Annotated in this window: 21 protein-coding genes; 10 read left to right on the plus strand and 11 right to left on the minus strand. The window is 73.0% G+C overall.

What is annotated here, in order from left to right; genetic code table 11:
- Positions 1–29 precede the first annotated feature (29 nt).
- Positions 30–1,628: an alkaline phosphatase D family protein gene (locus EBO15_RS11170; protein ID WP_233616112.1), complete on the minus strand. Its 1,599-nt coding sequence runs from the start codon at positions 1,626–1,628 to the stop codon at positions 30–32.
- A 330-nt stretch (positions 1,629–1,958) separates the two neighbouring features.
- On the opposite strand from EBO15_RS11170, the gene EBO15_RS11175 reads away from it, so the two are divergent.
- Positions 1,959–2,408 carry a cupin domain-containing protein gene (locus EBO15_RS11175; protein ID WP_122194265.1) on the plus strand — a complete coding sequence of 150 codons (450 nt, stop codon included), beginning with the start codon at positions 1,959–1,961 and terminating at the stop codon, positions 2,406–2,408.
- A gap of 116 nt (positions 2,409–2,524) precedes the next feature.
- Here the strand turns inward: EBO15_RS11175 and EBO15_RS11180 are convergent, their stop codons facing one another.
- From EBO15_RS11180 to EBO15_RS11200, 6 genes are all read right to left on the minus strand, one after another.
- Positions 2,525–4,411 (minus strand): Vgb family protein, encoded by a 1,887-nt coding sequence (locus EBO15_RS11180; protein ID WP_147481450.1) that lies wholly within the window; start codon positions 4,409–4,411, stop codon positions 2,525–2,527.
- Between the two features lie 270 nt (positions 4,412–4,681).
- Complete coding sequence (locus EBO15_RS44125; protein WP_122194267.1) at positions 4,682–5,215, minus strand: hypothetical protein; 534 nt, start codon at positions 5,213–5,215, stop codon at positions 4,682–4,684.
- A gap of 211 nt (positions 5,216–5,426) precedes the next feature.
- The gene (locus EBO15_RS11190) at positions 5,427–6,743 is read right to left on the minus strand and encodes a dicarboxylate/amino acid:cation symporter (protein ID WP_158628185.1); all 1,317 of its coding nucleotides are present in this window, start codon (positions 6,741–6,743) and stop codon (positions 5,427–5,429) included.
- Between the two features lie 185 nt (positions 6,744–6,928).
- The gene (locus tag EBO15_RS47270; protein ID WP_378236937.1) at positions 6,929–7,015 is read right to left on the minus strand and encodes a putative leader peptide; all 87 of its coding nucleotides are present in this window, start codon (positions 7,013–7,015) and stop codon (positions 6,929–6,931) included.
- A gap of 91 nt (positions 7,016–7,106) precedes the next feature.
- Positions 7,107–7,331 carry a hypothetical protein gene (locus EBO15_RS11195; RefSeq protein WP_122194269.1) on the minus strand — a complete coding sequence of 75 codons (225 nt, stop codon included), beginning with the start codon at positions 7,329–7,331 and terminating at the stop codon, positions 7,107–7,109.
- A complete protein-coding gene (locus EBO15_RS11200) occupies positions 7,328–8,683 on the minus strand; it encodes a PspC domain-containing protein (RefSeq protein ID WP_158628186.1) in 1,356 nt (451 codons plus the stop codon). The genes EBO15_RS11195 and EBO15_RS11200 overlap by 4 nt, the downstream gene beginning before the upstream one ends.
- 123 nt (positions 8,684–8,806) lie before the next feature.
- Here EBO15_RS11200 and EBO15_RS11205 point away from each other — a divergent pair, with 123 nt between their 5' ends.
- Both EBO15_RS11205 and EBO15_RS11210 read left to right on the plus strand, forming a co-directional pair.
- Positions 8,807–10,009, plus strand: a complete 1,203-nt coding sequence (locus tag EBO15_RS11205; RefSeq protein ID WP_122194293.1) for an ATP-binding protein — start codon at positions 8,807–8,809, stop codon at positions 10,007–10,009.
- A complete protein-coding gene (locus tag EBO15_RS11210) occupies positions 10,006–10,650 on the plus strand; it encodes a LuxR C-terminal-related transcriptional regulator (RefSeq protein WP_122194271.1) in 645 nt (214 codons plus the stop codon). The genes EBO15_RS11205 and EBO15_RS11210 overlap by 4 nt, the downstream gene beginning before the upstream one ends.
- Positions 10,651–10,687: 37 nt before the next feature.
- On the opposite strand, the gene EBO15_RS11215 is transcribed toward EBO15_RS11210, so the two are convergent.
- The 4 genes from EBO15_RS11215 to EBO15_RS11230 form a co-directional block, all read right to left on the minus strand.
- Positions 10,688–11,845 carry an FAD-dependent monooxygenase gene (locus tag EBO15_RS11215; protein WP_199744461.1) on the minus strand — a complete coding sequence of 386 codons (1,158 nt, stop codon included), beginning with the start codon at positions 11,843–11,845 and terminating at the stop codon, positions 10,688–10,690.
- A gap of 115 nt (positions 11,846–11,960) precedes the next feature.
- Complete coding sequence (locus EBO15_RS11220; protein ID WP_122194273.1) at positions 11,961–12,410, minus strand: SRPBCC family protein; 450 nt, start codon at positions 12,408–12,410, stop codon at positions 11,961–11,963.
- Positions 12,411–12,504: 94 nt separating this feature from the next.
- On the minus strand, positions 12,505–13,452 hold the full coding sequence (locus EBO15_RS11225) for a nucleoside hydrolase (RefSeq protein ID WP_122194274.1): 948 nt from the start codon (positions 13,450–13,452) through the stop codon (positions 12,505–12,507).
- A 66-nt stretch (positions 13,453–13,518) separates the two neighbouring features.
- Positions 13,519–14,247 (minus strand): PIG-L deacetylase family protein, encoded by a 729-nt coding sequence (locus EBO15_RS11230; RefSeq protein ID WP_122194294.1) that lies wholly within the window; start codon positions 14,245–14,247, stop codon positions 13,519–13,521.
- Positions 14,248–14,324: 77 nt separating this feature from the next.
- On the opposite strand from EBO15_RS11230, the gene dhaK reads away from it, so the two are divergent.
- From dhaK to EBO15_RS11265, 7 genes are all read left to right on the plus strand, one after another.
- On the plus strand, positions 14,325–15,320 hold the full coding sequence (dhaK, locus tag EBO15_RS11235) for a dihydroxyacetone kinase subunit DhaK (protein WP_122194275.1): 996 nt from the start codon (positions 14,325–14,327) through the stop codon (positions 15,318–15,320).
- Positions 15,317–16,003, plus strand: a complete 687-nt coding sequence (gene dhaL, locus EBO15_RS11240; RefSeq protein WP_122194295.1) for a dihydroxyacetone kinase subunit DhaL — start codon at positions 15,317–15,319, stop codon at positions 16,001–16,003. Before dhaK ends, dhaL begins: the two co-directional genes overlap by 4 nt.
- Positions 16,003–16,383: a dihydroxyacetone kinase phosphoryl donor subunit DhaM gene (gene dhaM, locus EBO15_RS11245; RefSeq protein WP_122194276.1), complete on the plus strand. Its 381-nt coding sequence runs from the start codon at positions 16,003–16,005 to the stop codon at positions 16,381–16,383. Before dhaL ends, dhaM begins: the two co-directional genes overlap by 1 nt.
- A 112-nt stretch (positions 16,384–16,495) precedes the next feature.
- The gene (pcrA, locus tag EBO15_RS11250; protein WP_199744462.1) at positions 16,496–18,757 is read left to right on the plus strand and encodes a DNA helicase PcrA; all 2,262 of its coding nucleotides are present in this window, start codon (positions 16,496–16,498) and stop codon (positions 18,755–18,757) included.
- Between the two features lie 95 nt (positions 18,758–18,852).
- Complete coding sequence (locus EBO15_RS11255) at positions 18,853–19,524, plus strand: hypothetical protein (protein ID WP_122194277.1); 672 nt, start codon at positions 18,853–18,855, stop codon at positions 19,522–19,524.
- Between the two features lie 51 nt (positions 19,525–19,575).
- Positions 19,576–20,184 (plus strand): ABC transporter ATP-binding protein, encoded by a 609-nt coding sequence (locus tag EBO15_RS11260; protein WP_233616113.1) that lies wholly within the window; start codon positions 19,576–19,578, stop codon positions 20,182–20,184.
- On the plus strand, positions 20,181–21,202 hold a 1,022-nt coding region (locus tag EBO15_RS11265), incomplete at its 3' end, for a DUF6297 family protein (protein WP_122194279.1). The genes EBO15_RS11260 and EBO15_RS11265, both read left to right, overlap by 4 nt.

Genomic DNA, 21,202 nt, shown 5'->3' on the forward strand with positions numbered 1-21,202 from the left:
TGAGGACGGGGGCCGGTGCTCGGGAGGGCTTAGCGGACGGGGGTCAGCGGCTTGGTGTACAGCGCCTTGCCGTCCAGGTCGCGGAGGGTGACGGTCAGCGTCTCGGACGCGGCGTCGATGGCGACCTGGCCGAAGAACTGGAAGCCCTCGGCCGGGGACGTGTTGGCGTGCGGCGGGGCCTGCTGGAACTTCAGGGTCGCGCCGAAGGTGCCGTCCAGGGCGTTGGGGCCGAAGGCGCCGGCGTTCAGCGGGCCCGACACGAACTCCCAGAACGGGTCGAAGTCGGAGAAGGCGGCCTTCGCGGGGTCGTAGTAGTGCGCCGCCGTGTAGTGGACGTCGGCGGTCAGCCACACCATGTTCCGGACGCGGTGCTTCTTCGCGTAGCCGAGGATGTCGGCGAACTCGCGCTCGCGGCCCAGCGGCTTGCCGTTGTCGCCCTGCGCGACGCCTTCGAGGTTCGGCTTGCCCTCGGTGCCGTCGGGGACGACGAGCCCGAGCGGCAGGTCGTTCGCGATGATCTTCCAGGTGGCCTTCGAGGCGCGCAGCTCGCGCTTGAGCCAGGCGACCTGCTCCGCGCCGAGCAGGCCGGGGCCGGACTTCTCGGTGTCGGTCGTGTTCGGGTTCTTGTAGGTGCGCATGTCGAGCATGAACACGTCCAGCAGCGGGCCGTAGGAGACCTTGCGGAAGATCCGGCCGCCGACCTGCGCGCGGACGGTCGTCGGCGTGTACTCGAACATCGCGCGGCGAGCGCGCGCGGCCAGGACGTCCACGCGCTTCTCGGTGTAGCCGGGGCGGTCGATGACCTCGCCCGGGTACCAGTTGTTCAGCACCTCGTGGTCGTCCCACTGGTAGAGCATCGGGACGCGCGCGTTGAAGGCGCGGAAGGCCGTGTCCTCGAGGTTGTAGCGGAACTGGCCGCGGTACTCGGCGAGGGTCTCGGCGACCTTCGTCTTCTCCGGGGTGACCAGGTTGCGCCAGGTGCGGCCGTCCGGCAGGGCGACGGTCGGCGTCATCGGGCCGTCGGAGTAGACCAGGTCGCCGCTGCACAGGAAGAAGTCCGGGTTCACCGCGGCCATCGCGTCGAAGATCCGGTATCCGCCGAGTTCGGGGTTGATGCCCCAGCCCTGCCCGGCGAGGTCGCCCGACCACACGAACGAGACGTCGGCGCGCTTGCGGGGCGCGGTGCGAAGGCGTCCGACGACGGGCGCGGACGTCACGCCGTGCCGGTCGAGGTCGGCGAGGACGACCCGGTAGTGCAACTCCTCGCCCGCCGGGAGGCCGCGCAGGAACGTCTTGCCGGTCAGGTCGGTGTCCGGGGTGAGGACCGGGCCGCGGAAGCGGTCGGCGCCCCGGAAGTCCGGCCGCCGGGACACCTCGACCAGCATCCGGGCCGGACGGTCCGACCGCGTCCACACGACGGCCTCGCGCGCGGTCACGTCACCGGCCTGCACACCGTGCGTGACACGGGCCCGGCCCGAGCGCACGAAGGCCGGGGCCGTCCGTGCCGCCGCGCCCGCCGTCCCACTGGACAGCAGGCCGAGCGCCGCGCCGCCGCCCGCCACCAGCCCGCCGCGCAGCAGATTCCGCCTGTCCAGCTCCATCGCCGACTCCGATCGTCTTTCGGTCATGCCGCTCCGCATGCTTCCCGTGTCCGGAAGCGGATTTCGGGACCAGGCGTGATCAATCGGTGAACACCAGGCGAAACCGGAATCCCGGTCGTCTCGCGCCGTTCGACTTGACAACGGACGGTCACGGAGTGTGTCCTGGTGTGCATGTCGGCGCGCGTTTTCTCTGGATGCCCCGTGGCCTTCGGCCGGGCGGCCAGCGCGCTGTGTCCTTCGTGTTGTTGTCGCTGATCCCCGACGCCCCGTCGTCGCCGATCCCCGACCACCGACCCGACAGCCCGTTCGCCCCGCTCCCTTCCGTGGACGAGGCGCAGCCGAAGGACTTCTCCACTCGTGGACCTCGATCTGGCTCCCGACCTCATGATGCGCGGTCAGGACGACCCGCACGGCCGTGACCTGCGAAAGCGCCCGCCCACCGTGGGACAGCTCGCGTCCCGCATCCGCGATCTCGCCGCCCGTCCCGCCCAGTGGTGGCACCGGGTCGGCTTCGACCCCGCCGGGCCCGTCCGCGTCCCGTTGGACGAGGTCGACGGCGTCCGGCTGTGGCTCACGACCTGGCCGCCCGACCATCGCACCGGCGTCCACGACCACAGCGGCACCGAGGTCAGCATCCTGCTCGCGGGCGAGCTCGTCGAGGTCTCCATTGCGGAGGAGGGCGTCTCCGAACGTCCGCTCCGCGCCAACCGCGTCCGCGTCCACGGCGGCACGCACACCCACGAGCTGACCAACGCGGGCCCCGCGTTCGCGATCACCCTCCACGCCCAGCTCAGCCCCACCCCCTGACCTGCCCGGCCCCACCCCTGACCTGCCCGGCCGACCCCGGAAACGCGGCGGTCCGCCGTCGTCCGCGGGGAGCGGACGGCGGCGGACCGGTCTGACGGTCGCGCTGGGTGCGCGGGTCAGTGGCGAGCGGTCAGGTGGAGCTTGACCGTCTTCGGGGCCTTCGGCAGAGCGTTCGCCTTCGGCTTCTTGAACAGCAGCTTCTGCAGCGCCGGGGACAGCGTCGACGACTTGGCCGACAGCATGTGGTCGTTGGACGGGTTGGTGCCCCCGGCCATCGAGAAGATGCCGTTGAGGGACATCATGTTCTTGGACTTGTCCGAGGGCAGGCCCATGAGCTGGTCGATGACGCCGTTCAGGAGACCGAACGGGCCGCAGCCCTTGGCGGACGGAACGGCCACCGGGGCCTTGATCGAGACCGGTCCGGCGTTCCAGCCGACCGCGGGGTCGCTGGTCATGCCGCCCGCGGTCATCTCCGGCTCCAGGGAGGCGTTGACCGGGCCGATCACGCAGCTGTCGCCGAGCAGCGGGTTGTTCAGCTTCAGGTTCAGCGACAGGCGCGCGCCGAGCCCGCCCGTGCTGGTGAAGTACGCCACGGCCGGGGCCGCGAGGGACTGGGTGACGGTCAGCTTGTTGACCGCCCACAGCGCCGCGGGGGACTGGCCGAGGATCGGGCCGACCAGCGGCAGCTGGCCGATGAGGCCGCCGGGGACCTCGAGCTCCTTGGACTCCAGCGTGTTCCCGATGACCGGGGGGTTCATCGGGATGTTCGACATGTCGCTGAGGTCGTTGATCCCACCGGTGACCCGGATCGAGCCCGCCGGCAGCTTCTGGACGAAGTTGCCGATCTTCATCTCGCCGCCGGTGACGATCTGGGTCTGGCAGATCTCACCCACCTGGCAGCGGTTGGCCCAGCCGGGCGCCGACGCCGGGTTGCTGCCCATGGTCAGCGGCGGCGTCGCCCCGTGCGCGGCGCCGGTCGGCGGGTTGGCCAGGTCGAACGAGCCGATGCGGCCACGGCCGGGGGCGGAGTACCAGAGCTTCCCGCCGGGGCCGAGCATGACGCTCCGCGGCGCCGACAGGGTCGACGGCAGCGGGTACTCGGTGACGGCCCCGGTGGCCGGGTCGATCGTGGCGATGTTGCTGGCCGCGGCCTCGGCGAACCAGATCTTGCCGTCCGGGCCGGCGACCAGGCCGGTCGGCTTGGTGTCGGCGATCGCCAGGTTGTGCTGGCTGACCTCGCCGGTGGCGGGGTCGACCGACCCGAGGCGGCTCACGCCCGACTCGCTGAACCAGATCTTGCCGTCCGGGCCGTTGATGATGTCGGTGAACGCGGGGCTGCCCTGCGCCGAGCCGGGAACGTCGAACTTCTTGACCGCGCCGGTGGCGGGGTCGAGGCGTCCGATGCTGCCCTGCGCGTCGGGGTACCAGATCGCGCCGTCCTTGCCGGTCACCACGGACGTGGGGTAACCGCCGGCGGCGTACAGCGTGACGTTGCCGCCCGCGTCGATCTTGCCGATCGCGCCGGAGTTGATGCCGGAGAACCACATCGTCCCGTTCGCGCCGGGCGTGATGGAGTTGACCGAGCTCCAGGCGAAGTTCAGGGCGCCGGACGTCGGCAGCTCGAACATCGTGGACTTGCCCGTCGCCGGGTCGACCTTCCCGACGCGCGGAATCGCCTGGGACATGTCGGTGAACCAGATCGAGCCGTCGGAACCGTTGGCCATCCCGGAGGGGAGGGCCTTCAGGTTCTTGGAGTTGTCCGGAACGGCGTACTCGATCACCTTCCCGGAGGCGGAGACCTGACCGATGCCGCCCGCGTTCTCGGTGAACCAGACCGAGCCGTGGGGTCCCTTGGCGAGCCCGGAGGGCATCACGTCCGGGATCGGGACGGAGAACTCGGTGGCGGCGACCGCGTGTGCGGCCCCGGCCGTGACCGAGAGGAACGAGGTGGTGCTCAGGGCCGCGGCGACTGCCACGGCCCCCGCGCGCGTCCTACGACGCATGCTTCGCCTCCTTCTGGGACCCCGGCCTAACACGCAGGCAGGACGCGGGTGGGGTGGGGTCCGGGGGGTCGATCAAAAACGTGAAGGCCCATACAAACCCGTCAGTAACTACTGATGTCAACAAGATCGTTTCCGCGTGGCCGGATGTGGCCACCATGACAACCGGCCGCCTGACCTGTCCGTCTTTGCGCGATCAAGGCCGAAAACGGCCGAACGGCCCCGCATCCCAGGGGGACGCGGGGCCGTTCGGCCGGAGTTCGCGGGGTGTTCTCAGCTCTTGCGGGTGAGGGTGTCGACCGTTCCGCTCGCCCAGGTCACCTTCAGCGACGATCCGGACACCTCGGCCTTGCCCTGCGCGCGCTCGGTGGAGTGGTCGGCGCACGTCAGCGTGATGGTGTTCTGGGGGTCGACGGTGCCGGTGCAGAAGTTCGGCGAGTTGAGCGCCGCCGCGCCGCGGTAGAAGAACATCTTGACCCTGCTGGACGCCCACGTCCCGTCCAGGCTGGACGGCGCCGCGCGGCCGGGCTGCACGCCGTTGATCGTGACCGGGGCGCCCGGGACGCCGGAGGACGGCGCCGGCGTGGACCCCGCGGGCCCGCCGCCCGGCTCGCTGGAGGGCTCCTGGGAGGAAGGCGCCGAGGACGAGCCCCCTGGGGCCTGGCCCGGACCGGAGGAGGGAGCCTGCGCGGTGCCCGCGGCGCGGTCCGTCCCGGACCCGCCGTCGCCCCCACCGCTGTCGCCACCGCCTCCGCAGGCGGTGGCCAAGGCCAGGATCAGCGCCGTCGCGGCGATCGGTCGAAGCAAGGTCGGCCTCCTCGGGCAGGGGGTGAGACCGCCGTCCGTGCCGGGGATGGCGGGCCGTCAGACTAGCGCCGCCCGGCCCCGGGCGGACAGGGCCCGTCCGGCGGGAGGGCCGCTGACGTGGTGGAACGCGGAACGGCCCCGCGTCCGGGTGGGGACGCGGGGCCGTTCGGCCGTGCGGGGCGGCCGGGTGGGGCCGCCCGGGACGCGGGCGTCAGGCGGGGACGGGGACCGCCTCGCGCGGGGCGGCCGGGACGTCCTTCGGGGCCGTGCCGAGGTCGCCCTTGGGGGCGTTGAAGAGGTCCTCGTCGAGGAGCTTCTCCGACCGGGACACGATCACCGGGATCGCGATCTGGCCGGTCACGTTCAGCAGCGTCCGGGCCATGTCGATGATCTTGTCGATGGCGATCAGGTAGCCGACCGCGGTGAGCGGCAGGCCGACCGTGGTCAGCGTCAGGGTGAGCGCCACCAGCGCGGGGCCGGGGGTGCCGCCGGTGCCGAGCTGGCCGATGACCGCGGCGAGCGCGATCAGCAGGTAGTCGGCGATGCCCAGGTGGATGTTCATGTACTGGGCGACGAAGACCGCCGCGACCGCCGGGTAGATCGCGCCGCAGCCGTCGAACTTGATGGTCGCGCCGAGCGGCTGGGCGAAGCTGGCGTACGCCGGCTGGACGCCGTTGCGCTCGATCTGGACGCGCTGCGCGATCGGCAGCGTCGCCATCGAGGACGAGGACACGAACGCGAACTGGAGCGCCGGCCAGGAGTTGCGGAAGAACTTCAGCGGCGAGACGCGGCCGAACACGCGCAGCAGGACGGGGTAGCCGACGACCAGCATGATCGCGACGGCCAGGTAGATCGCGCCGGTGAACTTCGCCAGCGGCTCCAGCGTGGACGGCCCGTAGGTGGCCACGACCGAGCCGATCAGGAAGAACGAGCCGACCGGGGTCAGCCGGACGACCCACCAGACGACATTCTGCATGACGCCGTACAGGTCGTCCACCAGGGCGGTGATGCGCTCACCGCGCTCGCCGACCGCGACCAGCGCCGCGCCGAACAGCACCGCGAAGGTCACCACGCCGAGGACGTTGCCGTCCGCCATCGCCTTGACGATGTTGGACGGGAACAGGTTGTGCAGGACCTGCGTCCAGGTGACCGGGTCGGTCTCGGTCTTCTCGCTCGCGAGCTGGCCGAGCCCCTTGCCGGGGTTGATGAGGAAGGCGACGCCGAGGCCGACCGCGGTGGAGATCGCCGAGGTGATGACGAACCAGCCGAGGGTCTTGCCGGTCAGGCGGGCGACGTTGCCGACGTGGCGCAGCCGGCCGATGCTCACCACGATCGCGGCGAACACCAGCGGCACGACCACGATCTTCAGCAGCGACACGTAGACGTCGCCGAACGGGTCCAGCCAGTCGGTGGCGATCTTGCTGCCGTCGGCGGCGGTGTTGTTGATGACGGCGCCGACGGCGACGCCCAGCACGAGCGACAGCACGATCTGCTGCCAGAACTGCCATTTCCAGACGCGAAGGTTCACAGACACTGCTCCAGGGACGGTTCACCGGCGGCCGGATACGCGGGCGCGCCCCGTCAGGGGACGGAATCAGGCGCGCGTTTGACCCGTGAGCGGGCGTGCGAGAGGAGGCACGATCCGTGGGCGCGCGCGTTCGGGGCGCGGTCCGCCGACGGCGGGTGAACGAGGGTAAGGACGAGAGAGGGGCGTCAGCCGTTACACAGCACGCTGGCGACGCGGCACAGGTCGACGTGCAACCTGGCGACGAGCCAAATCTTCTTCTCGGAGAACCTCACGAGAAAATTTAACCCCAATGTCCGGTTTGCTTGTTCCCCTGGAGGGGGGTGACGCTGATCACACTTTGGGGGAATCCGTCCCGGACGGGTCTCAGGACCGGTCGCGGCGCCGGGCCTTGAGGACGGCCCTCACGATGCCGAGCAGCCCCATCAGGACGAGCACGACCCCCGCGACGATCATCGGGTCCCCGACCGGATGGCCCTGGACGGTCCCCGCCACGAACAGTCCCGCGACGGCGAGGTAGAATACGCCGGCGACCGGGGCGGCGAGGTCCGTCCGCCGCTTCTCTTCCTTGGTCACGGTGGAGTTCGTCATCGGTTCACCTGCACATCTCCCAGAGTTCCGCGGATCTTGAGGGTGATCACGGCCGGGTCCGAGCCGCCCGCGGTCGGTTCGAGGACCTCGGTCGTCCGGGCGTTCGGGCCGTTCACGGTGCGCTCCTCCACCCGGATGTCGCCGATCTTGACCTGCGCGTCCAGCTTCACGCGGGCGTTGGCGGGCAGCTCGACCCGCAGCTGGCCCGTCCAGACCGCCGCCGAGACCTCCAGGCGCTGGCCCGGCTTCACGGGCAGCGCGGTGAGGTCGAGCGTGCCGTTCCCGATCGTCACCCGGTAGTCCCGCGCGACCTGGGCCGCGTCCGTCGGTCGCCACATGCTGTCCCCGTACTCTCCGCCGCGTGGAGCCGTCGCGGCCACAGACGTCGTCAACACGGCGAACGTGAGCAGGGACGCCACGGTCGCCAGTCCTCGCACCCGGAAGCGGGCGCCTGCCAGCAGGCCCGCCCCGACCACGGCGAGCGCCGTGGCGAGGACGAGGGTCCAGCCGTCCCAGTCGGTCCGGCCGGACAGTTCGAACCGCGCGGTGATCGCTCCCGCCGCGACCGCCGCGACGAGGGTGAACCAGGTCAGCGGCGACCTGCGCCGGTCCCGGGGGCGCGGCGCGGGCGGCTTCGCGGCGGCGCTCGGCTCGTATCCGCCGAGGTCGACCGCGTCCGGTCCATGAGAAGAGGGAGCGCCGTAGGAAGGGGGAGCGCCGTAGGAGGGGGGAGTGTCGGCCGGGAACACCGGCCCCGCCGCGCTCGACGCCCCCGTGGAGCCCAGCGTGGAGAGGTCGACCATGCCGTCCGGCAGCGGCGAGCCCTTCGGCGGCGGAGAACGGAACTCCGTCTCGTCCGCTGCCGCCGTCGGCGTCGTCGGCGGATGGCCCGCCAGCCGCTCCGGCAGCGTCCGGGCGACGCCCACCAGGTTCACCCCGCGGGCGTGCGCCACCAGCAGGACCAGGCCGAACACCGTCAGCACCGCGACCGCGTCCGTCGAGACGCCCGACCCGATCATGCTGAGCGCGACGCTCGCCGCGAGCATCAGCCCGAGGACGGTCAGCACCCCGGACGCGTCGAAGCGGCGCCGGAACAGCCGCTCGGCGATCGAGGTGGCGCCGGGACGCTCCGGCATGAACAGCACCGCGAGGACGTAGAGCAGGATGCCCTGCCCGTGCGCGAGCGTCAGGACGCCGAACCCGACCCGGTACACGACCGGGTCGACGCCCGTCCGCGCGCCCAGGCCGGAGCACACCCCGGCGAGGAACCGCCCGTCGGCGTCGCGCGCCAGCCGGGACATGCCGCCGGACGGCGGCGCCGGGTCGGCGCCCTGCTGCTGATCGGTGTCCATGTCACCATCGTGGCGTCCCGATACCGCGCGCGGTATCGGGGACGCCCCTGAACCGACCCTGAGAACGGCCCTGGGGGATGTCCCGGATGGCGGAGAAGCCCAGGTCATGTGACCATCGGTGACGTGGGAGAACGCGACGAGACTGGGAAGGCGCCACCGGAGGCCGGGCGGGCGCGGCTGGAACGCGCGCGCCGGGGCCGCCTGGTCGCCGGGGTGTGCCGCGGGCTGGCCGACCACCTCGGCATCGACGTGCTGGTCGTCCGGGGCGCGTTCGTGCTGCTCACCGTCGCCAGCGGCATCGGCGTGGCCGCCTACGGCGCGTTCTGGGTGCTGGTGGGGTCCACGCCGCCGCCGGACGCCGTCGCGGGCGAGAGCGCCGCCGACCCGCCGCGCCGGGACTGGCGGCAGCTGCTCGCCTACACCGCGGTCGCGGCCGGGCTGTCCATGCTGACCTGGGGCGCCGGGTTCGCCGAGGCCGCGCTGTGGCCGTTCGTCGCGGGCGCGATCGGCGCCGCGATCCTCTGGCAGCAGGCCGACCGGGACCAGCGGGAGCGGTGGGTGCTCCCGCTGCGCCAGCGCTGGTGGCGGACGCTCCTCGGGCTCCTGCTCGTGGTCGGCGGAACCGGCGGGTTCGTCGTCCGGAACGTGGACGCGGCGCAGGCCCGGTCCGTGGTGATCGCGATGCTGGTGATCGCGACCGGCGTCGCCGTGATCGTCACGCCCTGGGCCGTCCGGCTCTGGCAGGACCTCGAGGCCGAGCGGAACGAGCGCGTCCGCTCCCAGGAGCGCGCCGAGCTCGCCGCGCACATCCACGACTCGGTGCTGCACACCCTCACCCTGATCCAGCGGAACGCGCAGGACACCGCCGAGGTCCAGCGCCTCGCCCGGTCCCAGGAGCGCACCCTCCGCGCCTGGCTCTACCAGCCGAAACCCGAGGAGGGCGGCACCTTCGCCAGCGTCGTCAAGGACGTCACGGGCGAGGTCGAGGACGCGCACGGCGTCCAGATCGAGGTCGTCGTGGTCGGCGACTGCCCCCTGGACGACAGGGTCGGCGCGATCGTCCAGGCCGCCCGCGAGGCCATGGTCAACGCCGCCAAGTACTCCGGCACCAAGAGCGTGTCGGTGTTCGCCGAGGTCGAGGGCGACGAGGTGACCATCTTCGTCCGCGACCGGGGCAAGGGATTCGACCTGGAGGGCGTCCCGGCGGACAGGATGGGCGTGCGAGGGTCCATCATCGGACGTATGGAACGCAACGGCGGCACGGCGACGGTGCGCACGGCCCCGGGCGAGGGCACCGAGGTGCGTTTGGAGATCACGAGGCAATGAGCGAGTCCCCGCTGCGGAGGGTCGTCCTGGTGGACGACCACCAGATGTTCCGGACCGGCGTGAAGGCCGAGCTGGGCGGATCGGTCGAGATCGTCGGCGAGGCCGGCGACGTGGACGAGGCGGTCGCGGTCATCCGCGCCACCACGCCCGACGTCGTCCTGCTGGACGTCCACCTGCCGGGCGGCGGCGGCATCGAGGTGCTGCGCCGCCTGACCGGGTCCGTGCCGTCCCGGTTCCTGGCGCTGTCGGTGTCGGACGCCGCCGAGGACGTCATCGGCGTCGTCCGGGGCGGCGCGCGCGGCTACGTCACCAAGACCATCTCCGGGCCCGAGCTGACCGACGCGATCGACCGCGTCGCGGAGGGCGACGCGGTCTTCTCGCCGCGGCTGGCCGGGTTCGTCCTGGACGCGTTCGCCGCCAGCGACGTCCCGTCCGTGGACCCCGAGCTCGACCAGATCACCCAGCGGGAGCGGGACGTGCTGCGGCTGATCGCGCGCGGCTACGCCTACAAGGAGATCGCCAAGGAGCTGTTCATCTCGGTCAAGACGGTCGAGACGCACGTCAGCAGCGTGCTGCGCAAGCTCCAGCTGTCGAACCGGCACGAGCTGTCCCGCTGGGCCGCCGCGCGCCGGCTCGTCTGAGGCGGGCCCGGGCGGGCCCACGTGGGCCCAGGCGGGCCTAGTAGTCCTTGAGGACGTAGGCGTTGGTCATCGCGGCGAAGTCGTCGTCGATGCCGTTGGCGGTCTCGGCGATCAGGTCGGCGGCGTCGGCGTCCTCGTCCGGGAGGCCGCGGAGCGCGAACGCCTGGTTGGCCCTGACCCAGTCGCGCAGCTCGTCCTCGTAGGCGGCGAACGCCTTCCCGTGGTCGCCGGCCGCGGCCTTCAGCTCGCCCGCGAGGACGTACGCGCCGACCATGGCCATGCTCGTGCCCTGCCCGGACGCCGGGGACCCGCAGTACCCGGCGTCCCCGAGCAGCACGACCCGGCCGCGCGACCAGCGGTCCAGGTGGACCTGCGCGAGGGCGTCGAAGTGGAAGTCCGCGGCCTCCCACATGTGCTCCAGGAGCCGCGGGACCTCCCAGGCCGCGCCGGCCAGGCCGTCCGCGAGCATGCGCTTCTGCTCCTCGACGTCGCGCGGGAGCGGCCTGCCCTCGTTCCCGAACATCGCGTAGGCGCGCAGCTCGGTGTTGTCGCGGACGGTCATCACCATCGCGCCCGCCGTGCCGGACGCGTCGGAGAAGTGGCCGATCTGCCACCGGTCCAGGCCGAGGACGTTCGGCATCGTCCACACGGCCATCGCGGCGGCGCGGAGCGGGACGTAGCCGGCGTCCGCGCCGAAGACGAGGCGGCGGGTCGTGGAGTGGACGCCGTCCGCGCCCACGACCAGGTCGAACGTGCGCGGGTCGGCCTTCTCGAAGGTCACGTGGATGCCGTCCGGGCCGTCCTCGAGGGTGGCGATGCTGTCCCCGAAGACGTACTCGATCCGGTCGCCGGCGGCCTTCACGATGATGTCCGACAGGTCGTCGCGGAGGACCTCCACGTCGGGGGAGTCGAGCGGGCCGCCGCTGAGCGTGTGCTCCTCGCTGCGGTGGAGCTCGTTGCCGTCGCCGTCGACGATCGACATGCCGCGCAGGTTCGTCGCGTGCGCCCGGATCTCGTCCAGCACGCCCATGCGCTCGGCCACGCGGAGCGCCGTGCCGCGCACGTCGATGGCCTGCCCGCCGGGGCGGAACCCGCTCGCCCGTTCGACCAGGGTCACCTCGAAGCCGTGGCGGTCCAGCCAGTAGGCCAGCGTCGGCCCGGCGATGCTCGCCCCCGAGATCAGCACCTTCGTCATGGTCACGTCCCCTCTCGCTCTTCGGTACGTGACCAGCTTGCGCGGCGGCGCTGACGCGGTGGTGAGAACGCGCTGAGCCCCGCTGACACGGCGCTGACAGCCGGAGGCGGGAGCGTCAGAGGTGGCCGGGGCAGCCCGGTTCGCAGTGCTCGCAGTGCCGGGCGACGCGGCGGGCGAAGTCGTCGAGCATCCGGTGCAGCAGCGCGGCGGTGAGGGCGCCCGTCCCGGGGATCAGCGGGACGATCTCGGCGCTCCACCGGATCACGGTGTTGTCGCCGCTCGGCACCAGCCGGACGTCCGCGCGGTAGTGCCGGATCGGCAGGCCCGCCTCGGCGACGTAGGCGTAGTGGCCGGGCCGCTCGAACACGACGATCCGCTCCTTCGCCGGGCCGATCCGGCGGACCGCGCCGACGCCGTCCGCCTCCTTCTCCCCGGGCCGGACGCGGCGGGACGCGAACGGGAACCAGCCCCAGGCGTTCCACGCCTCCGCGACGGCCACGTGCTGGAAGAGCAGTTCGGGCGGCGCGGCCGAGGTGGCGGTGGCGGCGAAACGGCGGACGGACATGGGGCGGCTCCCGGGACGGCGTCCACCAAACGGTAGTCACGCCGTCCCGGCGGCGACAACAGCGCGTGAGAAGCCCCTGCCCGGAGGGGGTCGGTCAGAAGGACAGGACGGCGGCGAGGAGCCGCTCCCGGAACGCGTCGACGTCGGAGCCGACCGCGACCCGCACCGGACGCCGGGCGTCGGAGGCGGGCAGCGACCGGGCGTCCCAGACCGTGGTGCCGCGCGTCAGCTCCCCGCGCAGCTCCACCCGGACGGCCCGCTCGACGTACTCGCCGAGGCCCGGGTCGAGCGCGAGCATCGCGGCGAGCGCGTCGTGGACGACGGCGCCGCGCCGCTTCAGCGTCGGGGTGTAGGCGTCGGCGTACCACTCCATGATCTGCGACGCGAAGCGCGCGACGGGGGCGTCGTGCGCGGCGAGCCGGGCCAGCCAGTCCGCTTCGACGGCGGTCGGGTGCGTGGCGTCCAGCGGGACGAGCACGACCGGCCAGTCCGCCGCGAACACCAGGTCGGCGGCCTCGGGGTCGTGCCAGATGTTCGCCTCGGCGTGCGTGGTGATGTTGCCGGGGTGGTCGAACGCGCCGCCCATGACCACGACCTCGCGGACCAGCGACGGCAGCTCGGTGTCCAGCAGCAGCGCGGCGCCGAGGTTGGTCAGCGGGCCGGTCGCCACGATCGTCAGCTCGCCCGGGTGCGCCCGCGCCAGCCGGACGAGCTGAGCCGGGGCGGACTCGCCGGTCGGCGCGCCCTGCGGCTCGGGCAGGTCGAGGTCCGCGAGGCCGTTGGAGCCGTGCCAGTCGACCGCGAAGTGCACGTCCTGCGCCATCGGACGGCCCGCGCCCACCGCGACCGGGACGCCGTCCAGGCCCGCCAGCTCCAGCACCCGCAGCGTGTTCGCCGCGCCGGTCGCCGAGTCGACGTTGCCGTGGACGGTGCCGACGCCGACCAGCTCGGCGCTCCCGGCGCGCACCTCGGCGGCCAGGTAGAGCAGCATCATCGCGTCGTCGATGCCGGTGTCGCAGTCGAAAAGGATCTTCGGTGCCATGACGTCTCCAGGAGGGGGGTGAAGGGCCGTGAACGCGGGTCTGGCGGGTCCGGCGGGGGCTGGCGGTCAGGCGGTGTCGACGACCTGGAAGGACTCGGCCAGCCGGCCGTCGCCGAAACCGGCGGCGGCCGCGCTCGCGCCCATCCAGCCGCGCAGCATCTCCTCCAGGCCGTCGCCCATGTGGGCGGTCTGGGTGGCGTGCGCCTTCAGGGCCGTGAGCTTCCGGCCGAACTGCTCGGTGACGTCGACGGAGAAGTCCGGGGTCGGGCCGCCGGACAGCCACACCTCGCGCACCGTCCACGCCTCGAGGCCCTCCTCGCGCAGCTCGGGGAAGGCGTAGGGGTTGCGCGCGTCGGGGTAGACGGCGTCCAGGGTCGCGCCGCCGACGACCCGGTGGTCGGGGTGGCTGGGCGCGATCCGCTGGTAGTTGCGCTCCGGGCTGTGCGTCAGCACCCGGTCGGGCCGCACCTGCCGGATCACCCGGGCGATGTCGCGGCGCAGCCCGAAACCGGGTTCGAGCCGCCCGTCGGGGTGGCCGAGGAACCGGACGTCGGTCACCCCCGCCGCCTCCGCCGCCGCGCGCTGCTCCTTGCGGCGCAGCTCGGCCATCTCCGCGCGGGTGATGCCGTCGTCGAACCCGCCCGCGTCCCCGTCGGTGACGATCAGGTAGGTGACCTCGACGCCCGCGTCCGTCCAGGACGCGATGGTCCCGGCGGACCCGAAGTCCACGTCGTCCGGATGGGCCAGCACGGCGAGCACCCGGGTGATTTCGCTCAGATCCAGGACAGTCCTCACGATGTTCACCCTAAACGTCTTGATCGAGGCCGGGGACGGGCCGGTCCACCGGGGTCCCGCCGGGGTAGAGCAGAACCATGCGCAAACTCATCAACGCCCCGTCCGACGTGGTCGCCGACGCCCTGCGGGGCCTCGCCGCCGCGCATCCCTCGCTGCGCGTCGATCCCGAGGCCGGGACGGTCGTCCGCGCGGACGCGCCGGTCGCGGGCAAGGTCGCCCTGGTGTCCGGCGGCGGCTCCGGGCACGAACCCCTCCATGCCGGATTCGTCGGTTTCGGGATGCTGGACGCCGCCGTCCCCGGCGAGGTCTTCACCTCGCCCACCCCCGACCAGATCCTCGCCGCGACCCTCGCCGTCGCCGGCGACGCCGGGGTCGTCCACATCGTGAAGAACTACACGGGCGACGTCCTCAACTTCAGAATGGCCGCCGAACTGGCCGACGACGAGGGCGTCCAGGTCGAGCAGGTCCTCGTGGACGACGACGTCGCGGTCGTCGACAGCACCTACACGGCCGGACGCCGCGGCACCGGCGCCACCCTGTTCGTCGAGAAGATCGCGGGCGCGGTGGCCGAGGACGGCGCGCCGCTCGCGGCCGTGGCGGGCGTCGCGCGCGAGGTGAACGAGCGGTCCCGGTCGTTCGGGGTGGCGCTGTCGCCGTCCACGGTCCCGGCGGCGGGACGCCCGACGTTCGAGCTGGCCGACGGCGAGATGGAACTGGGCATCGGGATCCACGGCGAGCCCGGCCGCGAACGCGTCAAGGCCGGGACCGCGAAGGAGATCGTGGACGCGTCGCTCGGCGCGATCGACGCGGACATGCCGCTCACCGGGCAGGAGCTGATCGTCCTGGTGAACGGGATGGGCGGGACGCCCCTGATCGAGCAGTACATCGCGGCGGGCGCGGTCGCCGACTGGCTCGCGGGCCACCGCGCCACGGCCGTCCGCACCCTGGTCGGGCCGTACGTGACGAGCCTGGAGATGGCGGGCTGCATGGTGTCGGTCTGCCGCGTCACACCCGAACTTCTCCGCTTCTGGGACGCCCCGGTCGAGACCCCGGCGCTGCGGTGGGGCCGATGAGCGGCCTCACGACCGCGGACGCCTTCACCGCCGGCGCCTTCACCGCGGCGGAAGCCGCCGCCTGGATCCGTCGCGCCGCCGAGCTGGTCTCCGCCGACGCCGACCGGCTGACCCGCCTGGACGCCGCCATCGGCGACGGCGACCACGGCCTCAACCTGGACCGGGGCTTCGCCGCCGCCGTCGAGGCGCTCCCCGGCGGCGTCCCGCCCGGACGCGTCCTGATCGCCGCCGGGCGGGCGATCGTCTCCAAGACCGGCGGCGCGTCCGGCCCCCTCTACGGGACGGCCCTGCGCCGCGCGGGCAAGGCCCTCGGCGACACCGAGGAGGCGTCCGCCGCCCAGCTGGGCGAGGCCCTGACGGCGGCCGTCACCGGAATCCGGGAGCTCGGCGGTGCCCAGCCCGGCGACAAGACCATGCTGGACGCCCTGACGCCCGCCGCCGAAGCCTTCGCCGCCTCCGCCGAGCAAGGCGTCCCCGCGGCCGCGCGAGCAGCGCTGGAGGCGGCCGAGCAGGGCGCCGAGGCGACCGTCCCGCTCGTCGCCCGCAAGGGACGCGCCAGCTACCTGGGCGAACGCAGCGCCGGGCATCTCGACCCCGGCGCGGCCTCGTCCGTCCTGCTCCTCCGCGCCCTCGCCGACGTCACCGCGACTTCTCTTTCCGCCCCCGGACCCACGGAGACCTGATGGTCGGCATCGTGATCGTCTCGCACAGCCGCCTCCTCGCCGAGGGCACGGCCGAGCTCGCCCGCGCGATGGGCGTCGGCAAGGCCGTGGTCGAGGCCGCCGGGGGAGCCCTGGACGGCGGCCTCGGCACCAGCCTCGACCTGGTCGAACGGGCCGTGGCGGCCGCCGACGGCGGGGACGGCGTGCTGCTCCTCGCCGACCTCGGCTCGTCCGTCCTCACCGCGAAGTTCGTCCTGGAGGAGCACGAGGGGGAGGCCGTCCTCGCGGACGCGCCGCTGGTCGAGGGCGCGGTCGCCGCCGCGTCCGCCGCCGCGGCCGGGGCCGACCTCGCCGCCGTCCGCGCCGCCGCCGAATCCGCCCACGACCTGCGCAAACACTGACTCCGCGGACGACCCGGCCCACGACGGCGGCGCCCCGACGCGGCGGACGGGCCGAGGCGCCCCCGCCGCGTTCGGACGCGGCTGTCGGTGGCGGACCGTAGACTCGCCGGTGATGTCGAAGACCGAAGTTCCGTCCTTGCTGGACGGCCTGAACCCGCAGCAGCGCGCCGCCGTCGAGCACGCCGGAAGTCCGCTGCTGATCGTCGCCGGAGCGGGCTCGGGCAAGACGCGCGTGCTCACCCACCGGATCGCCCACCTGCTCTCCGAGCGGGACGTCCATCCCGGGCAGATCCTCGCGATCACCTTCACCAACAAGGCCGCGGCCGAGATGAAGGAACGGGTCGACGCGCTGGTCGGCCCGCGCTCGCGCGCGATGTGGGTGATGACCTTCCACTCGGCGTGCGTGCGGATCCTGCGCCGCGAGGCCGGGCGGCTGGGCTTCCCGTCGAGCTTCTCGATCTACGACCAGGCCGACGCGCAGCGGCTCATGGCGCTGGTCTGCCGCGAGCTCGACCTCGACCCGAAGCGGTACCCGCCGAAGTCGTTCAGCGCCCAGGTGTCGAACCTGAAGAACGAGCTGATCGACTACGAGACGTTCAAGGCGCGGGCCTCCACGCACATGGAGCAGACCCTCGCGCAGGCGTACGAGATGTACCAGGCCCGCCTGCAGCAGGCCGGGGCCATGGACTTCGACGACCTGATCATGCTGACGGTCAACCTGCTCCAGGTGTTCCCGGAGGCCGCCGAGCACTACCGGCGCCGGTTCCGGCACGTCATGGTCGACGAGTACCAGGACACCAACCACGCCCAGTACGAGCTGGTCCGCGAGCTGACCGCGCCGGTCGAGGGCGTCGGCCCGGCCGAGCTGTGCGTCGTCGGCGACGCCGACCAGTCGATCTACGCGTTCCGCGGCGCGACGATCCGCAACATCCTGGAGTTCGAGCGCGACTACCCCGACGCGCGCACGATCCTGCTGGAGCAGAACTACCGCTCCACCCAGACCATCCTGTCGGCGGCGAACGCGGTGATCGAGCGGAACGCCGACCGCAAGCCCAAGCGGCTCTGGTCCGACCAGGGCGAGGGCCACAAGATCACCGGCTATGTCGCCGACAACGAGCACGACGAGGCCGCGTTCGTCGCGAACGAGGTCGACAAGCTCACGGACGCGGGCGACGCGAAGCCCGGCGACGTCGCGGTCTTCTACCGCACCAACGCCCAGTCCCGTGTCTTCGAAGAGATCTTCATCCGGGTCGGGCTGCCCTACAAGGTCGTCGGCGGCGTGCGCTTCTACGAGCGCAAGGAGGTCCGCGACCTGCTGGCCTACCTGCGGGTCCTCGCGAACCCGGAGGACACGGTCTCGCTCCGCCGCATCCTGAACGTCCCGAAGCGCGGCATCGGCGACCGCGCCGAGGCGTGCGTCGAGGCGTACGCGTCCCGCGAGCGCATCTCGTTCTGGCAGGCCCTGCGCGTCCCCGAGGACGTCCCGGGCATGGCGACCCGCTCGATCAACGCCGTCCGCGAGTTCGTCACCCTGCTCGACGAGCTGCGCGCGTCGGTCGAGTCGTCCAGCCCGGCCGAGCTGATCGAGCAGGTCCTGGTGAAGTCCGGCTACATCGCCGAGCTCCAGGCGTCCAAGGACCCGCAGGACGAGACCCGCGTCGAGAACCTCCAGGAAATGGAGTCGGTCGCCCGCGAGTTCGAGGAGCGCCTCGACGGCGAGGACCCCGCCGGCCGGCTTCCCGACTTCCTGGAGCAGGTCGCGCTGGTCGCGGACGCCGACTCGATCCCGGGCGGAGCCAAGTCCGGGGCCGTCCCGCCGGGGGAGCGGCCCGACCAGGACGACCAGGGCGTCGTCACGCTGATGACCCTGCACACCGCCAAGGGCCTGGAGTTCCCGGTCGTCTTCCTGACCGGCATGGAGGACGGCGTCTTCCCGCACCTGCGGGCCATGAGCAACCCGAAGGAGCTGGAGGAGGAGCGCCGCCTCGCCTACGTGGGCATCACCCGGGCCCGGCAGCGCCTGTACCTGTCGCGCGCGACGATGCGCAGCTCGTGGGGCGCGCCGCAGGTCAACCCGCCGTCCCGCTTCCTCGCGGAGGTCCCGGCGAACCTGCTGGACTGGGAGCGCGAGGCGTCCGGCGCGTTCGGTTCGGCGGCGACGCGCGTCGCGGCCCGTCCGCAGGTCCGCGCGGCCGGCGGGCGCCCGGTGCCGTCCCTGGCCCCCGGCGACAAGGTCACCCACGACTCCTTCGGGCTCGGCACGGTCGTCGCCGTGGACGGCGCGGGCGACAAGGCCGCCGCGTCCGTCGACTTCGGCGGCGAGTACGGGGTGAAGCGGCTCGTCCTGCGCTACGCCCCGGTCGAAAAGCTGTAGTTCGCGGCGAAATGCCGTTTGACCTGGGGGAACGTGGCGGACGGATCGCCGCGTTCGGCTGATCTCGGGGCATGCGCGCTGTAACGATGGCGCGCATGGAGCAACTGCGATCGGCCGAACGCGCCCCGGACCACGGGCACGGCGCCCTGGGCAGGGTGGCGCACTCGGTCGTGGCCGAGAACCTCGTCTCCTCGCCCGGCGTGGCCGCTCCGCTCGGCGAGGCCCCCTCGCCCGGCGAGCCCGCGATCTTCTTCTGTTACAACACCCTGCCCGACCCGCCGTTCCCGATGGCCGGGCACATCCGGCTGGGCGTCGCGCCGGGCGCGTTCGCCGCGTCCGGCGGTGACCTGCTGCCGTTCCTGGAGGCCGCCGCGGGGAGCCTGCGCGCCCAGCCCGTTCCGCCGCCCTCGTCGTTCGACGAGTCGTACCACCGGCTTCAGCGCATGCTGCGCATCGACGCCGTCGCGCTCTGCACGCGCGCCCATTTCGTCCGGACGCAGGGGAGTCCGGCCGCCGGGGCCCTCGCCGCGAACCTCGCCGAGGGGCGACTGCGGCCCGGTGACCTGGACGCCTCGCCCGCCGCCGAGGCCCGGACGTCGGCCTGGCTGGTCGACCGGCGGGACGTGGCGCTGCTGGCCACCGCGCCCGAGGGGGCCACCGAGGCGGGCATCACCGTGAGCGCCTTCGAGCGGGACGGCCTGATCGAGCGCCTCGCGGGCCTTCTCGACGCGCAGTACACCTGGACCGCCAAGGCCTTCGGGCTGTAGGACGGAGTCCACCCGCGGGCGTGGCAGGGTGGGCCCGTGGCGGAATGTGTCGTGGAAGTCCGGAATGTGGCCGTGGATCTGGGCGGCGTCCCGATCCTGGACGGCCTGGACCTGACGGTCGCGCGCGGCGAGATCGTCGCCGTGCTGGGCGAGAACGGCGCCGGCAAGTCGACGCTGCTGCGCTGCCTGGCCGGGACCCAGCCGGGAGTGACCGGCGAGATCGGGCTGTTCGGGCGTCCCCCGGCCGATGATCCGGCGTTCTGGCGGGACGTGGTCCTCGTCGGCGACGAACCGGCCTGGTATCCGGGGCTGACCGTCCTGGAGCACCTGGAGATGATGGAGTCCGTGCACGCCGGGACGCGGACGACCCCCGGTGAGGCGCTGGAGCTGTTCGGCCTGGACGACCGTCGCGATCACGTGCCGCTGGCGATGTCCACGGGTCAGCGGCAGCGGCTCTCGCTCGCGATGGGGTTGCTGCGCCCGAGCCGTGTGCTGCTCCTGGACGAGCCCGAACGCGGCCTGGACGCCGGGTTCCGCGTCCGGCTGGCCTCGATCCTGGCGGACTACGCGGCGGACGGCGGGACGGTCGTGATGGCCACCCATGATCCGGGCCTGGCGCGGAACGCGGGCGCCCGCGTCGTCGAGTTGGAGTCCGCGTGAGCATCGTCGCCCGCCGGACGGCCCCGGGCTGGGGCGACCGCTACGCCCTCGGTTTCGGCGGGCTCGTCGTGGTGCTGCTGCTCGCGCCGGTCGTCCGGGACGTGCTGAAGGTTCTCGGGCATGCGGGCGATCCGGGACGGGCGGGGGCGGGGCTGGCGCTGCTGGGCCTGCTCTACGCGGGGTTCCTGACGCTGGCCCGCGTGCACGGGCCGCTGTCGGTGAGCGCGGCCGACGCGTCCTGGGTGCTGCTGTCGCCGCTGCCCCGGCGGCGGGTTCTGCGGCGTCCGGCACTGGTGCTGCTGGGTGTGGGCGTGGCGGGCGGGCTGGCTCTGGGGTTGGGGCTGCTGGCCACGCTGGGCGCGCCTGACCAGGGCGTTCTCCGGCTGGCAGTGGCGCTGACGTTCGGGCTGAGCATGACGGTCGGCGGGCTGGCCGTGGCGGTTCTGGGGCAGGCGTCCGCGTCCTGGGACGGACGTCTGCGCACGGCGATCGTGGTGGTCGCGGCCGCCGCCGTCGTGGCCGCCGTGGTGAGCCGTCCCGTGGGACGTGCCGTCCAGGGGGTTCCCGTTTCGGGCGCGGGGGCCGCGGCGGCGGCGTGCGCTGTGGCCACGGTCGCGGCGGTCCGGCTGGCGCGGTCCCGGCTGGAACGGATCCACGCGCGCGATCTGCTGGAGGCGTCCACGCGGGTCAACCGGGTGGCGACCGCCACGACGCTGCTCGATCCCGGGGCGCTCACCTGGACGATCGAGGACGCCCACTGGCGGTCCCGGTCCCGGTCCCTGCGGTCGCGCCGCTGGCCGAGCCTGCCCGCGGCGTTCGCCGTCGCCTGGCAGGACTGGGTGCGGCTGGGCCGCCGGAAGGGACGCCTGGCCGTGCTGGTCGCGTCCGCCGGGCTGCCCGCCCTCGCGGCCCGCGCGATGGACGGGACGGCTCCGGTGGCGATGGCATCGCTGGGCGCGCTGCTCGTCGCCGCGTCGTGTGCGGCGGGCGCGCGCCGGGACGCGGGCGACCCCGCGCT

The organism is Actinomadura harenae (assembly GCF_003696215.1).
GTDB classification, from domain to species: Bacteria; Actinomycetota; Actinomycetes; order Streptosporangiales; family Streptosporangiaceae; genus Spirillospora; species Spirillospora harenae.